The organism is Actinosynnema sp. NPDC050436 (genome assembly GCF_040655415.1).
Lineage (GTDB): Bacteria > Actinomycetota > Actinomycetes > Mycobacteriales > Pseudonocardiaceae > Actinosynnema.
Genome location: NZ_JBFAJV010000002.1, coordinates 81,172 through 100,293 on the forward strand (window position 1 = coordinate 81,172; position 19,122 = coordinate 100,293).

General features: G+C 73.0%; 23 protein-coding genes. 9 read left to right on the top strand and 14 right to left on the bottom strand.

Annotated features, from left to right (window positions below):
* Positions 1 to 72: 72 nt before the first annotated feature.
* From AB0I60_RS04545 to AB0I60_RS04585, 9 genes are all read right to left on the bottom strand, one after another.
* The gene (locus AB0I60_RS04545; RefSeq protein ID WP_360725833.1) at positions 73 to 609 is read right to left on the bottom strand and encodes an alkaline shock response membrane anchor protein AmaP; all 537 of its coding nucleotides are present in this window, start codon (positions 607 to 609) and stop codon (positions 73 to 75) included.
* Positions 606 to 1,205, bottom strand: coding sequence for a DUF6286 domain-containing protein (locus AB0I60_RS04550; protein ID WP_360725834.1), 600 nt, complete (start codon positions 1,203 to 1,205; stop codon positions 606 to 608). Before AB0I60_RS04550 ends, AB0I60_RS04545 begins: the two co-directional genes overlap by 4 nt.
* Positions 1,206 to 1,210: 5 nt before the next feature.
* On the bottom strand, positions 1,211 to 1,591 hold the full coding sequence (locus AB0I60_RS04555; RefSeq protein ID WP_360725835.1) for an Asp23/Gls24 family envelope stress response protein: 381 nt from the start codon (positions 1,589 to 1,591) through the stop codon (positions 1,211 to 1,213).
* Between the two features lie 8 nt (positions 1,592 to 1,599).
* Positions 1,600 to 1,776: a hypothetical protein gene (locus AB0I60_RS04560; protein WP_360725836.1), complete on the bottom strand. Its 177-nt coding sequence runs from the start codon at positions 1,774 to 1,776 to the stop codon at positions 1,600 to 1,602.
* 935 nt (positions 1,777 to 2,711) lie between these two features.
* Positions 2,712 to 3,149, bottom strand: a complete 438-nt coding sequence (locus AB0I60_RS04565; protein WP_360725837.1) for a hypothetical protein — start codon at positions 3,147 to 3,149, stop codon at positions 2,712 to 2,714.
* Positions 3,150 to 3,154: 5 nt separating this feature from the next.
* Complete coding sequence (locus AB0I60_RS04570; protein WP_360725838.1) at positions 3,155 to 3,607, bottom strand: Asp23/Gls24 family envelope stress response protein; 453 nt, start codon at positions 3,605 to 3,607, stop codon at positions 3,155 to 3,157.
* A 144-nt stretch (positions 3,608 to 3,751) separates the two neighbouring features.
* Complete coding sequence (locus AB0I60_RS04575) at positions 3,752 to 4,282, bottom strand: hypothetical protein (protein WP_360725839.1); 531 nt, start codon at positions 4,280 to 4,282, stop codon at positions 3,752 to 3,754.
* Entirely contained in the window at positions 4,279 to 4,809 is a 531-nt protein-coding gene (locus tag AB0I60_RS04580) for a sigma-70 family RNA polymerase sigma factor (RefSeq protein ID WP_360725840.1), read from the bottom strand. Before AB0I60_RS04580 ends, AB0I60_RS04575 begins: the two co-directional genes overlap by 4 nt.
* Complete coding sequence (locus AB0I60_RS04585) at positions 4,806 to 5,567, bottom strand: pyrimidine reductase family protein (protein WP_360726800.1); 762 nt, start codon at positions 5,565 to 5,567, stop codon at positions 4,806 to 4,808. Before AB0I60_RS04585 ends, AB0I60_RS04580 begins: the two co-directional genes overlap by 4 nt.
* A gap of 39 nt (positions 5,568 to 5,606) precedes the next feature.
* Between AB0I60_RS04585 and zapE the strand changes: the two genes are divergently transcribed.
* Positions 5,607 to 6,605, top strand: a complete 999-nt coding sequence (gene zapE, locus AB0I60_RS04590; RefSeq protein ID WP_360725841.1) for a cell division protein ZapE — start codon at positions 5,607 to 5,609, stop codon at positions 6,603 to 6,605.
* 105 nt (positions 6,606 to 6,710) lie between these two features.
* The gene (locus tag AB0I60_RS04595) at positions 6,711 to 6,953 is read left to right on the top strand and encodes a DUF3040 domain-containing protein (RefSeq protein ID WP_360726802.1); all 243 of its coding nucleotides are present in this window, start codon (positions 6,711 to 6,713) and stop codon (positions 6,951 to 6,953) included.
* Between the two features lie 39 nt (positions 6,954 to 6,992).
* Here the strand turns inward: AB0I60_RS04595 and AB0I60_RS04600 are convergent, their stop codons facing one another.
* A complete protein-coding gene (locus tag AB0I60_RS04600; protein WP_360725842.1) occupies positions 6,993 to 7,886 on the bottom strand; it encodes a hypothetical protein in 894 nt (297 codons plus the stop codon).
* Between the two features lie 106 nt (positions 7,887 to 7,992).
* On the opposite strand from AB0I60_RS04600, the gene AB0I60_RS04605 reads away from it, so the two are divergent.
* Entirely contained in the window at positions 7,993 to 9,612 is a 1,620-nt protein-coding gene (locus AB0I60_RS04605) for an ATP-binding cassette domain-containing protein (protein ID WP_360725843.1), read from the top strand.
* Positions 9,613 to 9,654: 42 nt separating this feature from the next.
* Here AB0I60_RS04605 and AB0I60_RS04610 read toward each other — a convergent pair whose 3' ends face one another.
* The 3 genes from AB0I60_RS04610 to rocD form a co-directional block, all read right to left on the bottom strand.
* Complete coding sequence (locus AB0I60_RS04610) at positions 9,655 to 10,341, bottom strand: hypothetical protein (RefSeq protein WP_360725844.1); 687 nt, start codon at positions 10,339 to 10,341, stop codon at positions 9,655 to 9,657.
* Between the two features lie 215 nt (positions 10,342 to 10,556).
* A complete protein-coding gene (locus AB0I60_RS04615; protein WP_360725845.1) occupies positions 10,557 to 11,930 on the bottom strand; it encodes a DUF2252 domain-containing protein in 1,374 nt (457 codons plus the stop codon).
* A 172-nt stretch (positions 11,931 to 12,102) separates the two neighbouring features.
* Positions 12,103 to 13,320, bottom strand: a complete 1,218-nt coding sequence (gene rocD, locus AB0I60_RS04620) for an ornithine--oxo-acid transaminase (protein ID WP_360725846.1) — start codon at positions 13,318 to 13,320, stop codon at positions 12,103 to 12,105.
* Positions 13,321 to 13,461: 141 nt separating this feature from the next.
* Here rocD and AB0I60_RS04625 point away from each other — a divergent pair, with 141 nt between their 5' ends.
* The 6 genes from AB0I60_RS04625 to AB0I60_RS04650 all read left to right on the top strand — a co-directional run bounded on the left by AB0I60_RS04625 (position 13,462) and on the right by AB0I60_RS04650 (position 18,656).
* Complete coding sequence (locus AB0I60_RS04625) at positions 13,462 to 14,331, top strand: PPK2 family polyphosphate kinase (protein WP_360725847.1); 870 nt, start codon at positions 13,462 to 13,464, stop codon at positions 14,329 to 14,331.
* A gap of 146 nt (positions 14,332 to 14,477) precedes the next feature.
* Entirely contained in the window at positions 14,478 to 15,527 is a 1,050-nt protein-coding gene (locus tag AB0I60_RS04630) for a lactonase family protein (protein WP_360725848.1), read from the top strand.
* Positions 15,528 to 15,573: 46 nt separating this feature from the next.
* The gene (locus AB0I60_RS04635; RefSeq protein WP_360725849.1) at positions 15,574 to 16,308 is read left to right on the top strand and encodes an SGNH/GDSL hydrolase family protein; all 735 of its coding nucleotides are present in this window, start codon (positions 15,574 to 15,576) and stop codon (positions 16,306 to 16,308) included.
* An 89-nt stretch (positions 16,309 to 16,397) separates the two neighbouring features.
* A complete protein-coding gene (locus AB0I60_RS04640; protein ID WP_360725850.1) occupies positions 16,398 to 17,192 on the top strand; it encodes a HipA family kinase in 795 nt (264 codons plus the stop codon).
* Positions 17,176 to 17,565 carry a DUF3037 domain-containing protein gene (locus AB0I60_RS04645; protein WP_360725851.1) on the top strand — a complete coding sequence of 130 codons (390 nt, stop codon included), beginning with the start codon at positions 17,176 to 17,178 and terminating at the stop codon, positions 17,563 to 17,565. The genes AB0I60_RS04640 and AB0I60_RS04645 overlap by 17 nt, the downstream gene beginning before the upstream one ends.
* A gap of 74 nt (positions 17,566 to 17,639) precedes the next feature.
* On the top strand, positions 17,640 to 18,656 hold the full coding sequence (locus tag AB0I60_RS04650) for an LCP family protein (RefSeq protein ID WP_360725852.1): 1,017 nt from the start codon (positions 17,640 to 17,642) through the stop codon (positions 18,654 to 18,656).
* Between the two features lie 151 nt (positions 18,657 to 18,807).
* On the opposite strand, the gene AB0I60_RS04655 is transcribed toward AB0I60_RS04650, so the two are convergent.
* Entirely contained in the window at positions 18,808 to 18,957 is a 150-nt protein-coding gene (locus tag AB0I60_RS04655) for a hypothetical protein (RefSeq protein ID WP_360725853.1), read from the bottom strand.
* Positions 18,958 to 19,122 lie beyond the last annotated feature (165 nt).

Below are 19,122 nucleotides of genomic sequence, written 5' to 3' on the forward strand. Positions count from 1 at the left end.
ATCCTGCCCGGCGAGCGGCTCCCGCGCACGTGCTCCCACGCGTGCCCCCACGCGTGCCCCCACGCGTGCCCCTCAGCGGACCCGCTGCCGGGGCCGGGCCGCCAGGTCCAACCGCACCGCGGTCGGCAGCACGGCCACGCCGAGGGTCTCCCGGGCGCGGCCCAGCACCCCGTCCAGCTCCCGCCACACCGCGCGGACGTCCGCGCCCTGGCGGAGCGTGAGCTTCATCCGCAGCGCCGGCTCGCCGATCACCTTCACCCGAGCGGACGTCACGCCGTCCACCCGCTCCACATCGGACTTCACCGCGTCGGCGATCGCGGACGAGGTGACCACCAGGTCGTGGTCGAGGGTGAGGTCCGGGTGGCGCTCCGGGGTGGCCGCCCGCCACACCCAGCGCAACCCGACGACGACCAGGACGAGACCCAGCGCCAACGCCCCGATCCGGACCGGCAGCAGGTGGTCGCGCGCCCAGTCCAGGACGGTCTGGTCCAGCAGCGGGCGGTCGACGCGGCGGGCGTTCAGCACGACCGCGCCGGCCCCGACGAGCAGCGCGATGGTGCCGAGGATCGCGGCGCAGACCCGTTCGGTGCGGTAGGAGCGGGCGATCATCGGGCCTCCGTGCTCGTCGTGGCCAGGCGGTCGTCCGGACGCGGCGCGGGCGCGGCCCGGGGCGTCCGGCGGTCGACCGGCGGCGTGGCGTGCCGGTCCTTCGGGGAGCTGACGACCACCGACACCTTGAGCGGCTTGGCGATCGGCAGCGACTCGACCGTCTTGCCGACGACGTCGAGCAGCCGGGGGCGCAGCGACGCCTCGTCGTGCAGGGCACTGGTCGCCCGGACCCGGACCTTGCGCCGCGACACGGTGACCGACGCCGACGACACCCCGTCCTGGGACCGGACCCGGTTGCCGACGACCCGGGCCAGCGCGGTCGGGGTGGTCGTGACGACGACCTGCTCGGACGGGTCGTGCAGGCGGACGTAGCGGAAGCGCGCGGTCATCGCCAGGAGCAGCAGCAGGAAGCCGGCGGCTGCGGCGACGATGCCGGCGGTGCGGACGCGGTCGTCGGTCCAGGCCAGGTCGCGCGGCAGGGTGACGAGGTGGCCGTTGCCGCTCCAGTGCCACGCGACGTCCGCGATGAGCAGTGCCCCGGCGGCGGCGACGGCCAGCCCGAGGAACGGCGACAGGAAGCGCAGGAGTGCCCGCACGGCCGTCACCCCACCCGGGACGGGGTCGGCAGGCGCAGCGCGGCGACCGTCACGTCGACGTCGCGCACGTGGTAGCCGGTGAGCCGCTCGACCTCGTCGGTGACGGAGCGGCGCACGGACTCGGCGGCCTGCCGGACGTCGGCGGGGTAGCGGAGGGCGAGCCGGACGTCGACGTCGACGCTGTCCGAGTCCTCCCGCACCTTGACCGAACTCTCCGGCTGGGTGCCGGACACCAGCGCCACCGCTCGCCCGGCGATCTTCCGCAACACCGACGAGTGAATGTCCAAGGACCCCCGATCACCCGCCGCAGCGCCCGGCCACTCGTCACCGTCCCGGGTGGACGGGTAGTAGTCGTCGAGCGGCACGACGAAGGTCCGCAACCGCACCCGCCGACTCACTTGTCCCGCCCCCGACCGAGCAGGTCGCCGAGGTCGACCTCACCGTCCAGGACGCGCCCCACGACCAGGCCGATGATCCCGACGGCAAGCGTGACGAGAAAAGCCCCGAACCCGTTGGCAGCCGCCAACCCGAGCACCAGCCCAGCCAACAACCCGGTCTGAGTCCCGCTCATAACCCACTCCCAACCTAGATGAGATCCCGCCGCCCACGCCCCCGCCGGGACCCCGCCCTCCCGATCCCGGCCACCCGCCGAACCAACCGCCGAACCGCAACCACTCCCCAGAACTCCCGCTGCACGAAGAAAACGGGCGCATCGAACCGCTCCTCCCCGTCCTCCGGAGCCACCTCCCCCGCCCGGTCCCCGTGCTCCTCCCCGTGCTCTTCTCCGTCCTGGCTCCGCCGCCCCCGACCGCGATGCCGCCCCCGGGCGTCAGCGGCCCGCAACGCCGCCAACCCGCGCACGAACTCCTCCGGGTCACCCCCGACGTCGGGGTGGTGGGCCCGAACGAACGCCCGAATCTCAGCCCGCCGACTCAACCCCGACACCTCCCACACCCACCCGCACTCACCACGACCCGCGTCCCGACTCGCTCTGCGACCGGCGTCCCGTGTCCCGCGTCGTCCCGTGTCCCGTGTCCCGCGTCCCGACTCGCGCCGGGACCCGCGCACGCATCGCCACCTCAGGCCCTGTCACGCGCCCACCTCGGTGCCGTGAGCCGATGCCCAGGTTCGTCGCCTGCTGCCAGATGTCCGGTCGGCCCGTCCGCCGCCCGCTCTCCTGGCCTGGCCGCGTGCCTGCTGGCCGCGTGCCTGCTGGCCGTGCGCTCGCTGCCCGCCCAGTCGTCGGCCGCGCGCCTGCGGTGCGTATGCCTGCTGCCCGCGTGCTGGCTCGGCTCGGTGGGACGGGATTAGGTGGTGCTGGGCTCGGTGGAGTGAGGGGCGGGTGTCGGGGGATCGAGGTGTTGGGGGCCTTGCGCATTTGCTTCGCCGGGAGTGCCGCGCTCCTTGTTTCCGGCAACGAAATTCTCTCCCGGATCGTGCCCGGAATCGAGGATGTTCGCCCGGTCGAAGGGTGTCTGGCGGAATTCGTTCGAACGTTTCTCCTGGTCACGGCTCCTCCAAGTCTGCCACGACCACGTCCACCGGCACGTTTCCGGTCACGCGTGCCACCACGGTTCGCAATTCCGCTACGACTTCCGGGATCGGGCGGTCGCTCGTGTGGAGGACTACCGAGACTCCCACCCTTTCCTCCGCGCGCACCCCGACCACCCGCTTACCCGGCAGGTACGACGCGAACGTGCCTGCGAGGCGGGCCACCGACGGGTGGGCCAGCAGCGCCGCCTCGATCTGCTCCGCCGCGTGCTGGTCTGCCGCGTGCTGGTCTGCCGCGACCTGCGCCGCCGAGTGCTGCGCCGCCGTATCCGGGCCTTCCGCGTGCCGCTCCGCCGAGTGCGAGCCCGCCGAGTGCGAGCCCACCGCGTGCGAGCCCGCTGAATGCGAGCCGGCCGCGTGCGAGCCCGCCGAGTGCTGCTCCGCCGAGTGCACCGGGCCTACTCGACGCGCGAGGGCTGGGTCTGCTCCTCGTTGTCGCCGTTCTCGTCGGGCAGGTGGATGTCGTTCACCGCGATGTTCACCTCGATGACCTCCAGGCCGGTGATGCGCTCCACCGCCGTGATCACGTTGCGCCGCACCGCTCGCGCCAGGTCGACGATCCCCGCCCCGTACTCCACGACGATGTCCAGGTCGATCGCCGCCTGCTTCTCGCCGACCTCGACCGACACCCCGGACGTGGCCGACGTCCCCGCGCCGGGGATCCGCTCGCGCAGCGCACCGAACGCCCGGGAGACGCCGCCGCCCAGGGCGTGCACGCCGGAGATCTCGCGCGCCGCGATCCCGGCGACCTTCTGCACCACGGACGACGCGATGGTGGTCTTGCCCTGCGTCGTGTCGTCGGCCAGGCGGGCGGGGGCGGTGTCGGGCTTGGTGGCTGTGTTCTGGGCCATGGCGCGGTCCTCTCCGGCAGGCGAATCGTTCTGCACAGGTTCGGATGCGGACGGTGTCCAAGACGTCACGGTATTGTGATGCGCATCACAGCTCAAGTGCGCCGCATGGGGGATGCGGGAGAGGCGTCCGCCCAAACGGCAGCGTCACGGGGCTATGTCGATCAGGTGGACGTGCACCACGGGAGCCGCGTCGCCCAGGTGGGTCAGCAGCTCGCGCGCCAAGGTCGTGCGGAGGTCGTCGGCCGCCGTGATCGCCGGGCTCGGGTACTTCGCCGTCACCAGCACCTGGAGCTGACCGTCCTCCACCGCCGTGCCGCGCACGTGCAGGCCCAGGGGCGTCGCCGCGTCCACGGCCAACTGCCGGCACACCGCCAGCACCGCCCGCTCCGACACCCGCACCCGGCCGCCTTCCTGGCCGAACTCGACCGGTGTGCCGCCCAGCCTCGGGCGGACGCCGTGGACGGCCGCCAGGACGCGGTTCACCAGGCCCGGCGGGGTCGGCACGGGGGTCACCGCCGTCTCGCGCACGGCCGACCACCGCCGCTCCAGCTCGGCCAGTTCCGCCGCGCAGTCGGGGCACCCGTCCACGTGCCGGGCCAGCGCCGGATCGTCGTCGCGGTCGGCCAGGTACGCCACCAGCTCGTCCGCCGAACGTCCGCAGGGGAGCGGGCTCATCGCTGCTCCCTCAGCTTCGCCATGAGGGCCACCCTTGCCCGGTGCAGCCGCGCGCGCAAGGCCGGCACCCCCGTGCCCAGCACCTCGGCGACCTCCTCGTAGCTCAGGCCCTCCAGCTCGCGCAGCACCAGCGGCACGCGCTGGGACGGTTCCAGGTCGGCGATGGCCCGCAGCACGACGTCCGCCGTCTCGTTGCGCAGCACCGACGCCTCCGGTTCTTCGACCGCGCGCGGCTCGGGCGCGGAGTCCAGCGGCACGGTGGGCTTCTTGCGGCGCAGGTGCGCCAGGGCGGCGTTGGTCACCACCCGGTAGAGCCAGGTGGACGGGGCCGCGTCGCCCCGGAACCCGGGCAGGGCCCGCCACGCCGAGATCCACGCGTCCTGCACGACGTCCTCGGCCTCGACCGGGTCGCCGACGATCCGCAGCGCCACCCGGTACATCCGCCCGGTGTGCCGGCGGACGAGTTCGTCGAACGCCGCCGGGTCGCCGCGCACGGCCGCGTCCAGCAGGGGCTGGTCCGACGTCACGCGCCCGCCCGCCGGTACCGCAGCAGCAGCGCGCTCCCGTGGCGCAGGACCGAGGCCAGTTCGAGGTCGCGCGGCGCGGGGGGCAGCGGGCCGGTGGCGATCCGGCCGGCGTCGCCGCCGGCGAGGAGCGGGGCGACGGTCAGGCACAGCGCGTCGACCAGGTCCGCGGCGATGAGCGCGCCGAACAGGGTCGGCCCGCCCTCGCAGTCGACCCGGCGCAGCCCGCGCTCGTCGAGGGCGGCCAGCGCGGTGGGCACGTCGACCCGCTCGTCGCCCGCGACCACGACGTCCGCGCCGGCCGCGCTCAGCGCGTCGCGGCGTTCGGCGGGCGCGGCGGACGTGGTCAGCACGATCGGGCGCGCGGCGGTGTCGGTGATCAGCGGCGAGGTGGGTTCGAGCGAGCAGCGGGCGGTGACCACGGCGATCGGCGGGACCGGCGAGAGGCCGAGCCGGGCGCGCAGGTCCTGCCGCACGTCCTCGGCGCGCACGCCCCGGTAGCCCTCGATGAGCGCGGTGCCCGCGCCGACCAGCACGACGTCGGCCAGGTCGCGCCCGAGGGCGAAGACCTCCCGGTCGGCCGGGTTGCCCAGGCCGCCGGACTTGCCGGCGACGGTCACCGCCCCGTCCGCGCCGGCGACGAAGTTGACCTGCACCCACGGGCGGTCCAGGTCGGGCGGGTAGTCGTAGAGCCGTTCCAGGTCGGCATCGGTGACCTCGGCTGCCTGGTCGGGGTTCGCGGGGGGTGGCGGCCACAACATCTGCACGTGCCCATCCCAGCACGCCGTTACGCTTCGGGCATGTCAGCCCCGCGCCTGTCCGACCGCGACCCGCACGTGGAGGCGGACGAACTGGTGGGGGCGATGGTCCCGCCGCCCCGGTTCGACGCCGTCCGGTTCGCCACCTACCTGCCGAACCCCGACGAGCCGAGCCAGGCCGAGGCGGTCGAGGCGTGCCGGGCGTTCGCCGAGCGCGTGTCGGAGGGGTCGAGGGGCTGGTTCGGCTCGCTGTTCCGCAAGGAGCGCGACGACAAGCCGGGGCTCTACCTCGACGGCGGGTTCGGCGTCGGCAAGACGCACCTGCTCGCGTCGATCTGGCACGCGGTGCCGGGCCCGAAGGCGTACGGCACGTTCGTGGAGCTGACGAACCTGGTCGGCGCGCTCGGGTTCGCCGAGGCGGTCGACCGGCTGTCCGGGCACAAGCTGCTGGCGGTCGACGAGTTCGAGCTGGACGACCCCGGCGACACGATGCTGGTGACCCGGTTGATCAAGGAGCTGGTGGCGGCGGGCGTGGCGGTCGCGGCGACGTCGAACACGCTGCCGGACAAGCTGGGCGAGGGCCGGTTCGCGGCGGCGGACTTCCTGCGCGAGATCCAGTCGATGTCGGCGAAGTTCACCGTGGTGCGGGTGGACGGTCCGGACTACCGGCACCGGGGCCTGCCGGACGCGCCGGACCCGGTGTCCGACGACGAGCTGGCGGCGCGGGCCGAGGGCACGCCCGGGTCCACGCTGGACGATTTCGCGGAGCTGTGCGCGCGGCTGGCCCGGCTGCACCCGTCGCGCTACGGGCGGCTGCTCGACGGCGTGACGGCGGTGCACCTGCGCGGTGTCACGCCCGCGCCGGACCAGGCGGTGGCGCTGCGGCTGGTGGCGCTGGGCGACCGGCTCTACGACCGCGACATCCCGGTCGCGGTGTCCGGCGCCGCGCTGTCGGAGCTGTTCACCGAGGAGATGCTGCGCGGCGGCTACCGCAAGAAGTACCTGCGCGCGGTGTCCCGCCTGGTAGCCCTTTCGAGGTAGCCGGACCACCCTTCCGGCGTACCTCGAAACCAGCCCCCAGGTGGACCTGCCGGAGACCTCGGGCGCTGGTTTCGCGGGGTGGCCGCCGGGTATCCATGACTGGTGATGAGCGAAGCGGAGCGCCGGACGCTCAACGAGATAGAGCACAGACTCGCCGTGGAGGAGCCGGGACTGGCCGACGTGCTGGTCAGCGGTCGCCCTCGCCACCCCGTCGTCACCTACGCCCTCGCGGCCACCTTCGCCGCCCTCGGTCTGCTCCTGATGACCCTGGGCGTCGTCGGTTCCGCCCTGCTGTCGATCGGCTGCGCGGCGATCACGTTGCTGCTGCGCGGTTTCACGCTCCGCTGAACCGCCCCTCACCGACCCTCCGGACAGCCTCCCAGCTCCTCACGGGATGAGGTTGACGCGCGCGGTGCACGTGCCGACGATCGTCGTCGCGTCGTAGTTCTCCCACCGCGCGCCACCCTCCCAGGGGTCCTGCACGAGCAGGCCCGCGAAGCTCGCGCCGATCAGCCGCAGCGAACTCATCCGCGTGTACCCGGTGACCACGCGCGCGTGACCGGGCACGAAGCTGATCGACGGCCGCCACTCGCGCACCTCGGACCGGTACTCGGCGAACGTGGGCGTCGGGGTCAGCTCGGCGGTCAGCGCCTTCCCGGTCAGCGTCTCCAGCGCCGGCGCGACGTCGTGCTCGTCGCCGGGCACCGGGTGCTCCTCGGTGCCCAGCCCCAGTTCCTCGGCCAACCGCTCCTGGTCGTACCGGTACCGGTAGAAGTCCAGCACCACCTGCACGCACGCCGCCGTCGCCCACTCGGCGGTCTCCTGCCGGAACGGCCGCCCGCACAGGCTCAGCTCCCGGGTGTCCACGCGCGGCCGGAGCACCTCCTCGACCAGGCCCCGGTCGAACTGCCGCACGACGGGCTCGGTCACCTTGAGCACCTGCGCCAGGTGCGCCAGGTCCTGCACGCGCTGGCGGTAGCGCTCCTCGTCGGCAATCCGCGCGGCGGCGGACACCACCGGCCGCGCCGAGGTCCGCGCCGGCTCGACCCGGCCCTCCGGCACCACCGCCACCAGCGGTGCGCCCAGGCCCGGCCGGGCGGCGACGTCCACGTACCCGTCGCCGGCGGCGTGCCGCCACAGCAGCACCTCGCCCGTCTCGTCGCACACCGGCACGGGCTCGTCGGACAGCCGCACGCCGGCCGCCGGGAACGGCAGCGCACCCACCGTGACCAGCACTCCCAGCTGTGCCGCGACCAGCCGCGCCCTCTCGACCGTGGTCATCGAACCCTCCCCAGAATGGTGTTCGTGCCCTAAGGAGCACCGGGAGGGGGCCTCTGATACGCAAACCCGGTGGCTTCGCGGGACGACGCCGGGGGACCATGCGCGGGTGGGATTCCTGGACTCGAACGGCCTCGCCTACCGCCTGCCCGACGGACGCGAGCTGTTCCGCGACGTGTCGTTCAAAGTCGGCGCGGGTGCCGTGGTGGCCCTGGTCGGCGCGAACGGCGTCGGCAAGACGACCCTGCTGCGCATCCTGTCGGGTGAGCTGGCGCCGAGCGCGGGCAGCGTGCGGGTGCAGGGCGGGCTGGGCGTGATGCCGCAGTTCGTCGGGTCGGTCCGGGACGGCAGCACGGTGCGCGACCTGCTGCTGGCGGCGTCGCCCCGGCCGCTGCGGGAGGCCGCGACCCGCTTGGACGAGGTCGAGCTGGCGTTGATGGAGAACGACGACGAGCCGACCCAGATGCGGTACGCGGAGGCCCTGACCGGGTGGGGCGAGGTGGGCGGCTACGACGCCGAGGTGCTCTGGGACACGGTGACCGTGGCCGCGCTCGGCGTCCCGTTCGACCGGGCCCGGTTCCGCGAGGTGCGCACGCTGTCCGGCGGCGAGCAGAAGCGGCTGGTGCTGGAGGCGCTGCTGCGCGGGCCGGAGCAGGTGCTGCTGCTCGACGAGCCGGACAACTACCTGGACGTGCCCGGCAAGCGGTGGCTGGAGGAGCGGCTCACCGACACGGCCAAGGCGGTCCTGCTGGTCAGCCACGACCGCGAGCTGCTGGACGTGGCGGCAACCCAGGTGGTGACGGTCGAGGCGCACTCGGCGTGGACGCACAGCGGCTCGTTCGGCACCTGGCACGCCGCCCGCGCGGCCCGGGTCGAGCGGCTCGCCGAGCAGCACCGGCGGTGGGACGAGGAGCACGCCCGGCTCAAGGAGCTGGTCCGGACGCTCCAGGTGCAGGCCCGGATCAGCGAGGTGATGGCGGCGAAGTACCGGGCGATGCAGACCCGGCTGGCGCGGTTCGAGGAGGCCGGGCCGCCGCCGGAGCTGCCCACCGACGAGCGGGTCGCGCCCCGGCTGCGCGGCGGCCGGACCGGCGTGCGCGCGATCACCTGCGCGGACCTGGAGCTGACCGGGTTGATGAAGCCGTTCGACCTGGAGGTGTTCTTCGGCGACCGGGTGGCGGTGCTCGGCTCGAACGGCTCGGGCAAGAGCCACTTCCTGCGGCTGCTGGGCGGCGGCGAGGTGGCGCACTCCGGGGCGTGGAAGCTGGGCGCGCGGGTCGCGCCGGGGCTGTTCGCGCAGACCCACCAGCACCCGGAGTGGATCGGCCGGACGCTGGTCGACGTGCTGTGGCACGGCGAGGACGGCCGGTCGGGCAAGGACCGGGGCGCGGCGATGGCGGTGCTGGACCGCTACGGCCTGGCCAAGTCCGGCGACCAGCGGTTCGAGACCCTGTCCGGCGGCCAGCAGGCGCGGTTCCAGGTGCTGCTGCTGGAGCTGTCGGGCGCGACCCTGCTGCTGCTCGACGAGCCCACCGACAACCTGGACCTGAACTCGGCGGAGGCGTTGCAGTCGGCGCTGGACGAGTTCACCGGGACGGTCGTGGCGGTCACCCACGACCGCTGGTTCGCCCGCACCTTCGACCGCTTCCTGGTGTTCCGATCGGACGGCGAGGTGGTGGAGTCCGACGAGCCGGTGTGGGACGAGCAGCGGGTCCGCCGCGCGCGGTGACCCCGCCGGGCCGGGCGCGCGCGGCGTCCGGCCCGGGTCCGGTCACACCAGGTCGAAGGTCGCCGTCGTGGGGGAGCCCGCCGCGTCGCTGTGGTAGCCGGAGGCGGTCACGGTCACCTTGGCCTTGCCGCCGTCGGTGAACTTGACGATCTCCACGCCGCCGTCACGGGCCGGGTAGTTCACGTACTCGACGGTCTTCATCGGTGTCTTGGCGGGCACCGCCGCGCCGTGCGGCATGACGGTCTTGGCGAGCAGTTGCATCAGGTGCACGCGGTCCTTGTCCTCCTTCTCCCCGACCTCGGCCTTGATGAAGGCCATCAGGCCGCGCCACGCCCAGTTCTCCAGCACGATCGCCTCGCCGGTGGCGCGGACGCAGCCGAGCCGGTCGGACTGCCGGTCGACCTTGGCCTCCCGGTGGAAGCTCACCAGGGTGGTCTCCGGGATCACGTGCCCGTAGACGGTCGTCCCGATGAACCCGAAGCCCTCGCTCTGCTGCTGGTCCCACACGTTGCGCGTGGGTTCGGCCCATTGCTCCCACGCTTTCTCGAATACCCACTTGCCGGCTTCCGTCAGCGTTCCCGCCAACTCGGCGGTGAGCGCCGTGCCCAATGCCGAGAGCCACATCTGCGCCGGTTCGGCGGCCACCGTCTTGGCCACCGCGCCGCAACCCGTTGCCGCCACTGCCAGGCTCGACCCGGCAGCCACCAGCAGGTGCCTGCGAGAGATCACTCCGACCGCCTCTCGATGGGGATTCGGGACCAGCCCTTAAATTACCGGTCGGAGCGACTTCCCGCGAAAGCGTTCACGGACCGTTCCCGGCCGTGTGCGAATGGTCATCCAGTCACCGGGAAAGGCCGCACAATTGCGGTCGGGAACCGTTCTGGAAATGGTTCCGATAGGCCGTTCGCCGTAATGGCGCTCTCGGCGGGGGAGACCGCCCGGCGCTACTCGACGTGGGCGGTCAGCCGCCCGGACTCGACCGCCTTCACCAACTGCTCGTGGTCGTCGGCGGTCCGGTCGGCGTAGTCCACCGCGAACCGGGTGAACGCGTCGTCCAGCCCGTCGCCGCCCGCGCAGTACCCGGCGAGCAGCCTCGGGTCCACCGAGCGGGAGTGCGCCCGCGCCAGCAGCGCCCCGGCGAACCGGCCGTAGTCGTCCAGGTCCTCGCGCTTGAGCCGGGTCGCGTCGATCTCGCCCTTGCGGTTGCGGAACTGGCGGACGATGAAGTGCCGGCCGCCGATCGTGGTCCAGCCCAGCAGGATGTCGGTCTCGGCCTGCACGAGCCGCGCGCCGTGCACGACCCGCTTGCCCTCGTGCCTGGCCTCCGGCACGTCCAGGAACGGCGCGAGCGCGGAGCGCCTGGCCTCCTTGACCTGGAGGACCAGCGCCTCGTCGCCGTTGCCGTGCAGCAGGACCAGGTAGTTGCGCAGCCCGACGCTGCCGGTGCCGACCACCCGGAACGCCACGTCGGACACCCCGTAGCGCATGATCAGGTTGTAACGCGACTCGCGCAGCGTGTCCACGTAGGACGGCAGCGCGTCGACCACGGACCGCGCCTCGTCCTCCGGTATCCGGGTCAGCACGGGCGGGTCGGCGACGAACCGCCAGTGCCCGCCCTCCCGGCGGGTCCACTTCGCGGCGACCTTGGCGCTGGTGTTCCTGCGCGCCTTGGACGCGGCCTTGCTGAACTCGTCGGTCAGGTCCTCGGCCTTCGCCTTGGACAGCACCGACTCGTCGCCCAGCGCGCTCCACGACTCCAGGAACGGGACCTCCGCCAGGTGCCGGGCCGCGCCGCGGTAGGCCCGCACCGCGTCGCCCGCCGCGTCCCGGCAGCCCCGCTCGGACACGCCGCCCTCGCGCCCGGCCAGCACCAGCGAGGTGACCAGCCGCTTGAGGTCCCACTCCCACGGGCCGGGCAGGGTCTCGTCGAAGTCGTTGATGTCCATGACGATCTGGCCGTCGGGCGTGCCGTACAGGCCGAAGTTGGCCGCGTGCGCGTCACCGCACAGCTGCGCGTCCAGCCCGCTGCGCGGCCCCACCGCGAGGTCGCCCGCCATCAGGCCCGCGCTGCCCCGGAAGAACGCGAACGGCGACGCCAGCATCCGTCCGACGCGCAACGGCACCAGGTGCGGCAGCCTGCCCTCGTTGGACGCCTCGACGTACTCGACGACCGACGGCCGGTCCGGTGCGGGGGTGGCCGCCCGGTGCGCCTCGTGCGGCACCGCCGCGCGCAGCCGCCGGCCCTGCGCCAGGACCTCGTCGGGTTCGGTCCACCGTCCCAGCGCGACGGCCGCTTCGGCCCGCCTGTGTTCTCCCATACCGGGAATGATGCCCGTGCGGCGCGCGGGATACGGCCCCGTGGCAAGCCTGTGACCTGCGCAATCGGTCTGTCCGTGCAAATCGGGCGCGGTCGCCACCTGCCGTGTCCGGGCGATGGCGAACAGTGGTGGCGCGAGCGGGTCGCGGAGGTCGCCCACGCCACCGGTCGGGCTACCTGCCGAGCACGCGCTCGATCGCGTCCAGGCCGTGGTCGAGCTCGGCCTCGGTGATCACCAGCGGCGGCGCGACCCGCAGCGTGGTGTCCTGGGTCTCCTTGCACAGCACGCCGAGCCGGGCCAGCGCCTCGGACGCCTCCCGGCCGCGCGGCCCGCCGGGCGCGATCTCGACGCCCGCCCACAGGCCCCGGCCGCGCACCTCGGCGACACCCCGGCCGACCAGCCCGCCGAGCCGGCCGTGCAGCCGCTCGCCCAGCTCGCGCGAGCGCCGCTGGAACTCCCCGGTCGCCAGCAGCCGCACGACGGCCCGGCCGACCGCGCACGCCAGCGGGTTGCCGCCGAACGTCGAGCCGTGCTCGCCGGGCTTGAGCACGCCGAGCACGTCCCGGCGGCCGACCACGGCGGACACCGGCACGATGCCGCCGCCCAGCGCCTTGCCCAGGGTGTAGAGGTCGGCGCGCACGCCGTCGTGGTCCAGCGCGAGCAGCTCGCCGGTGCGGCCCAGGCCGGACTGGATCTCGTCGGCGATGAACAGCGCCCGGTGCTCGTCGCACAGCGCGCGGATGCCCGCGAGGTAGCCGGCCGGCGGCACGACGACGCCCGCCTCGCCCTGGATGGGCTCGATCAGCACGGCGGCCGTCCTCGGGCCGATCGCGTCGCGCACCGCGTCGAGGTCGCCGTACTCGACCACCCGGAAGCCGGGGGTGAAGGGACCGAAGTCGGCGCGCGCGGTGTCGTCGGTGGAGAACGACACGATCGTGGTGGTGCGGCCGTGGAAGTTGGAGCCGGCCACGACGATCTCGGCGGTGCCCTCGGGCACGCCCTTGACCTGGTAGGCCCACTTGCGGGCGACCTTGATCGCGGACTCCACGGCCTCCGCGCCGGAGTTCATCGCCAGCACCATCTCGGTGCCGGTCAGCTCGGCGAGCTCGCGGCAGAACAGGCCGAACTGGTCGTGGTGGAACGCGCGGCTGGTCAAGGTCACCCGGTCGAGCTGCGCGACGGCGGCGGCCACCAGGTCGGGGTGCCGGTGGCCGAAGTTGAGCGACGAGTAGCCGGACAGGAAGTCGAGGTAGCGGCGGCCCTCGACGTCGGTCACCCAGGTGCCCTCGCCGTGGGAGATCACGATCGGCAGCGGGTGGTAGTTGTGCGTGCTCCACTGCTCGTCGAGTGCGATGAACTGCTGCGCGGCGGGAGCGGCGACGGTGGACATGTCACCAGGCTAAAGGGCCTGTCACGGCGATTTCATCCGTTGAGTGTTGCGTACTTGGTGTATTCGTTGCGCAGTTGGGGATTGGTGCGGCGATCCGTTGCGCAGCGGGCGGGGTGTGGATCACCCGGTTACAGTCCGACGATGGCCAAGAAGTCCGCGCAGGTGGAGTCGGTCCGGGACGCGCTGCGGGTGGACCCCGACGGCTTCGACATCGCCCGCCTCGACCCGGCGGGCCGGCCGGTCGGCCCCCGGTCGAAGGACGCCGCCGCCGCCGACCTGGCGAAGGTCGGCGCCGAGCTGGACGCCCTCCAGGAGGCGCTCTACGCCGAGGGCACCGGCGGCGGGCGGCGGCGGGTGCTGCTGGTGCTCCAGGGCATGGACACCTCCGGCAAGGGCGGGGTGATCCGGCACGTCGCCGGCCTGGTGAACCCCCAGGGCCTGCACATCGCCTCGTTCAAGAAGCCGACCAGGGCCGAGCTGCGGCACGACTTCCTGTGGCGGATCCGGCGGCAGGTGCCCGCGCCGGGAATGATCGGCGTGTTCGACCGCTCGCACTACGAGGACGTGCTCGTCGCGCGGGTCGACGGGCTGGTTCCGGCCGCCGAGTGGCGGCGGCGCTACCGGCTGATCAACGACTTCGAGGCGGAGCTGGTCGACGCCGGCGTCGCGCTGGTGAAGTGCTACCTGCACATCTCGCCGGACAAGCAGCGGGAGCGGCTGGTGGAGCGCTTGGAGAACCCGGCCAAGCGCTGGAAGTACAACCCGCACGACGTGGACGTGCGGGCCGAGTTCTCCCGGTACCAGGCCGCCTATCAAGACGCTCTGGCGAAGTGCTCGACGCCGGCCGCCCCGTGGTACGCGATTCCCGCCGACCGCAAGTGGTACCGGAACTGGGCGGTGGCCCGGGTGCTGCTGGAGGCGCTTCGGGAGGTGGCACCGGTGTTCCCCGAGCCCTCGTACGATCCGGTGGTCGAATTGGCTCGCCTCCAGGAGACTGATCCGTTGCGCTAGACGCAATATCCGTTGCACCTATTGCCCTCCCGCCGTGGTCTAGTCCACTGTGGGGCACGCCGCGGGCTCGTGTGGAGCGGAGGTCTGGCGTGAATGTGGACAGGCGGCGGTTCCTGGGGGCCGTGGGTGTTGGAGCGGGGTTGCTGATGACCGAAGGTGTCGCCGAAGCACGCGCGGAGGTCCGCGTCTACCTGGGCACCTACACCACCTGGGCGGGCGGCGGCCCCGGCCTGGGGCTGGCCTCCTACGACGCGGCCACCGGCCGGCTGAGGTCGACCGGCGTGGTCGCGGGCGTGCCCAACCCGTCGTTCGTGATCAACGCGGGCAGGCGCGTCTACGCGGTGAACGAGCAGTCCAAGGGGACCGTGACCGCGCTGGAGGTCGGCGCGAACGGGGTGCCCAAGGTGATCAACACGCAGAGCACCGGCGGCGCGGACCCGTGCCACCTGGTGCTGCACCAGGGGCACGTGCTGGCCGCGAACTACAGTTCCGGCAGCGTGTCGGTGCACCCGGTCCGGGCGGACGGCGGGCTCGGCCCGAGGACCGACCTGGTCCGGCACAAGGGGTCCGGACCGGACCCGGACCGCCAGGAAGGCCCGCACGCGCACCAGGTGCTGGCCGACCCGGCGGGCGCGTTCGTGCTCGCCGTCGACCTCGGCGCGGACGCGGTGTTCTCCTACCGGCTGGAGCAGGGCAGGCTGACCCGCGTCGGCACCGCCCGGCTGCACCCCGGCGCCGGACCCCGGCACCTGGCGTTCCACCCGAACGGGCGGTACGCCTACATCGCCGACGAGCTGGACTCCACGGTCGTCGTGGCGTCCTACGCGAACGGCGTGCTCACGCCGGGCCAGAAGCTCGGCACGCTGCCCCCGGGCGCACCGACCACGCCGCGCAACTACCCGGCGGAGGTCGTCGTGTCGGCGGACGGGCGGTTCGCGTACGTGTCCAACCGGGGGCACGACAGCGTGGCGGTGTTCGCGGTGGAGCGCGACGGCGCGTCGCTGCGGCTGCTGGAGGCCACGCCGGTCGGCGGCGAGTTCCCCCGGCACATCGCGTTGGACCCGACCGGCGGGCTGCTGTTCGCGGCCAACCAGAACTCCAACACGGTGACCACGTTCGCGGTGGACAAGGCGACCGGGAAGCTCAAGCACACGAGCACCTTCCCGGCACCCATCCCGGTGTGCGTCGCCCTGTAGGGGGAACTTTCCCCGCCACGACCGTCCACAGTGGTACGCCGTACGCATGAACCTGTTGGCAGCACTGATGGTCGCGGCACTGATCCCCGCGCCGACCCCCGTCGCTCCGGAGTACGTCGCCCTCGGCGACTCCTACGCGGCGGGGGTCGGCGCGCACCGCGAGGCGTGCGGGCGCAGCCCCGCCGCCCACCCCGAGCTGTTCGCGGCGGCGCGCGGGTTCTCGCTCGTCTTCGCCGCGTGCACCGGGGCGACGACGGCCGAGGTCCTGCGGCAGACCGAGCAGATCACACCGGAGACGTCCCTGGTGACGCTGACGGTCGGCGGCAACGACGCGGGCTTCGCCGACGTGATGAGGACCTGCGCCCTGGGCTCGGACTCGACCTGCGAGGCGCGGGTGGTCGCCGCCGAGCGGTTCGTCCGCGACGAGCTGCCCGCCAAGCTGGAGCAGGTCGGCGCGGCGGTGCGCGAGCGGACCGCCGCCCGCGTGGTCGTGCTCGGGTACCCGAGGCTGTTCGAGCCCTCCGGCCGCTGCCTGATGACGCCCAAGCAGCGCGAGGCGCTCAACCGGGCGGCGGACACCCTCGACGAGGTGGAGCGGACCTGGGCCGAGTCCAAGGGGTTCACCTTCGGCGACGTGCGGGAGGCGTTCGCCGGGCACGGCGTCTGCGGCTCCGACCCGTGGGTCAACGACGTGTCGATCCCGGTCCGCAACTCCTACCACCCGAACGCGACCGGCCACCGCAGCGGCTACCTGCCGGTGCTGGAGCGCGCGGTGCCGTGACGGCGCACCCGGCCGCCGACCGCGCCCCGGACCGGCCCACCGGGTAACCCGTTGGCGGTGATCGGCCGCGACCGGCGATGATGCCCGACGTGAAAGACACGAACGGGCTGCGCCGGGTCGCGGCCACCCGCTACGTCACCCCCTTCCGCGAGGGCGGCTCGCTGCCCGGCCTGGTCGAGGCCGACGACCTCGGCATGTACGTGCTCAAGTTCCGGGGCGCGGGTCAGGGCGTCAAAGCGCTGATCGCGGAGGTCGTGGTGGGCGAGCTGGCCCGCCGGCTGGGCTTCCGGGTGCCGGAGGTCGTGCTGGTCGACCTGGACCCCGAGCTGGCCCGCGCCGAGCCCGACCAGGAGGTCCAGGAGCTGCTGCGGGCCAGCGGGGGCGTGAACCTCGGGCTGGACTACCTGCCCGGCTCGTTCGACTACAACCCGGCGGTGCGCGAGCCGTCGGCCGACCTCGCCACCCGGCTGCTGTGGCTGGACGCCCTGGCGCTGAACGTCGACCGCAGTTGGCGCAACCCCAACACCCTGCTGTGGCACCGCGAGCTGTGGCTGATCGACCACGGCGCCGCGCTGTACTTCCACCACTCGTGGAACCCGGAGCGGTTCCCGGCCGCGACCTACCGGTTCGACGCCGCCGACCACCTGATGCTGCCCTTCGCCGGCCCCCTGGCCGAGGTCGACGCCGAGCTGTCCGCGCGGATCACGCCCGACGTGCTCGCCGAGGTGCTGGCCCTGGTGCCCGACGAGTGGCTGGCGCAGGACGAGGCGTTCGAGACCCCGGAGCGGGTCCGCGCCGCGTACACCCGGTTCTTCACGACCCGCCTGGCGCAGCCGCGCGCCTGGGTGGACGCCCTGGAGGAAGCCCGTGCCGCACGTGTTTGAGTACGCGCTGCTGCGCGCGGTGCCCCGGCAGGAACGCGGCGAGTTCGTCAACGTCGGCGTGCTGGTCTACTGCGCGCCGCTGGGTTTCCTGGGCGCGCGCGTGCACGTCGACGAGCAGCGGCTGCGCGCGCTCGACCCGTTCCTGGACGTCGAGCTGCTGAAGGCGAACCTCGCCCACCTCGGGGTGTCCTGCGACGGCCACCCGGAGGCGGGCCCGGTGTCGCGGACCACCCCCGGCCAGCGGTTCCGCTGGCTGACCGCGCCGCGCAGCACGATCATCCAGACCTCGCCCGCGCACACCGGCCTCACCGACGACCCGGAGGCGGCGCTGGAGCACCTGCTGCGCACCCTGGTGCTGCCGCCCGAGCACTAGGCTGGCAACCTCTCGCCTCACACCGCGTCTATAGGTGCGAGCAGTTGCCGACACACGGGATCGGGGTCGCTGACATGAGCGCCGGCTACCACCAGGGCTACCAGCAGAGGGGCGGCTACCGGCCCGCGCCGAAGCGCCGCAAACCGCGCATCGGGCGGATCGTCCTGGCCGTCCTGGTCTTGTTGCTGGCCTTCGCGGTCGGCATGTGGGTCTACGTGGACTCGTCGCTGCGCCGCCTGGACGCCCTGCCCGACTACGAGGGCAGGCCCGCCGACACACCCGGCACCAACTGGCTGCTGGTCGGCTCGGACGCGCGCGACGACCTGACCGAGGAGCAGAAGTCCGAGCTGTCCACGGGGGACGCGGGCGGGCGCCGCACGGACACCATCATGGTCCTGCACATCCCCGAGGGATCGGGGAAGTCGACGTTGGTGAGCGTGCCCCGGGACTCCTATGTGGACATCCCGGGCAACGGCAAGAACAAGATCAACGCGGCGTTCGCGCTCGGCGGTGCACCGCTGCTGACCCAGACCGTCGAGGGCGCCACGGGTCTGCGCATCGACCACTACATGGAGATCGGCTTCGGCGGGTTCGCGGGCATCGTGGACGCCGTGGGCGGCGTGGACCTGTGCATCAAGGAGCCGATGAACGACCCGCTGGCCGGCCTCGACCTCCAGCCGGGCTGCCCCCAGGAGCTGAACGGCGCGCAGGCGCTGGGCTTCGTGCGGACCCGGGCATTCGCCACGGCGGACCTCCAGCGCGTGCAGAACCAGCGCGAGTTCCTGTCGGCGCTGTCGGACAAGGCCACCAGCTTCGGCACCTTGGCCAACCCGTTCCGCGCGTTCCCGCTGCTGTTCGCGGCGACCGACTCGATCTCGGTCAACGAGGGCGACCACCTGCACCACCTGGCGGGGATGGCGTTCGGCATGGGCGGCGGCGTGGACAACGTGACGGTGCCGGTGGGCGGCACCCCGACCGTGCCCGGTGCGGGGTCGGTGGTGCAGTGGGACCGGCAGAACGCGCTGCGCCTGTTCGGTGCCCTGGAGAAGGACGAGCCGGTGCCGTCCGACCTGCTGCAACAGCCGGGCTGATGCTCGGATACTGAGTGCTCGCTTCCCGGTTGCTTTCGAGCAGAGCACCGGAAACGTCAACGGCGCTGTTTCCGCCCCCCGGAAACAGCGCCGTACGCGGTCTCGACCCCCTGGTGCTTGCGACGCACCCCTTGGTGCTTGTGACGCCCGCTCAGCCGGCCTTCACATCCGGCGTGCTCTTGACGTCCTCCACAGCGGGAGCAGCGTCGGCCGGGATGGCGTCGGCCTCGATGTCCGCGCTGGCCTCGATGATGCCTTCGAACTCGCGCAGCAGGTCGTCGTAGATCGGCGTGAGTGACACTTGGTAACCCCCACAGTCTGGTTCGTCCCCCGATCGGACCAAAGCAGCCTACTCGTGGCCCCGTGTCCACTTCACCTGGTATCCGGCAAAACGTGGCGCGTGTCGCTAATCGTTGGCTAAACACTTCGCATTCCCGCAGGTCGGGCGCTCGGCGGTGCCCTTGTG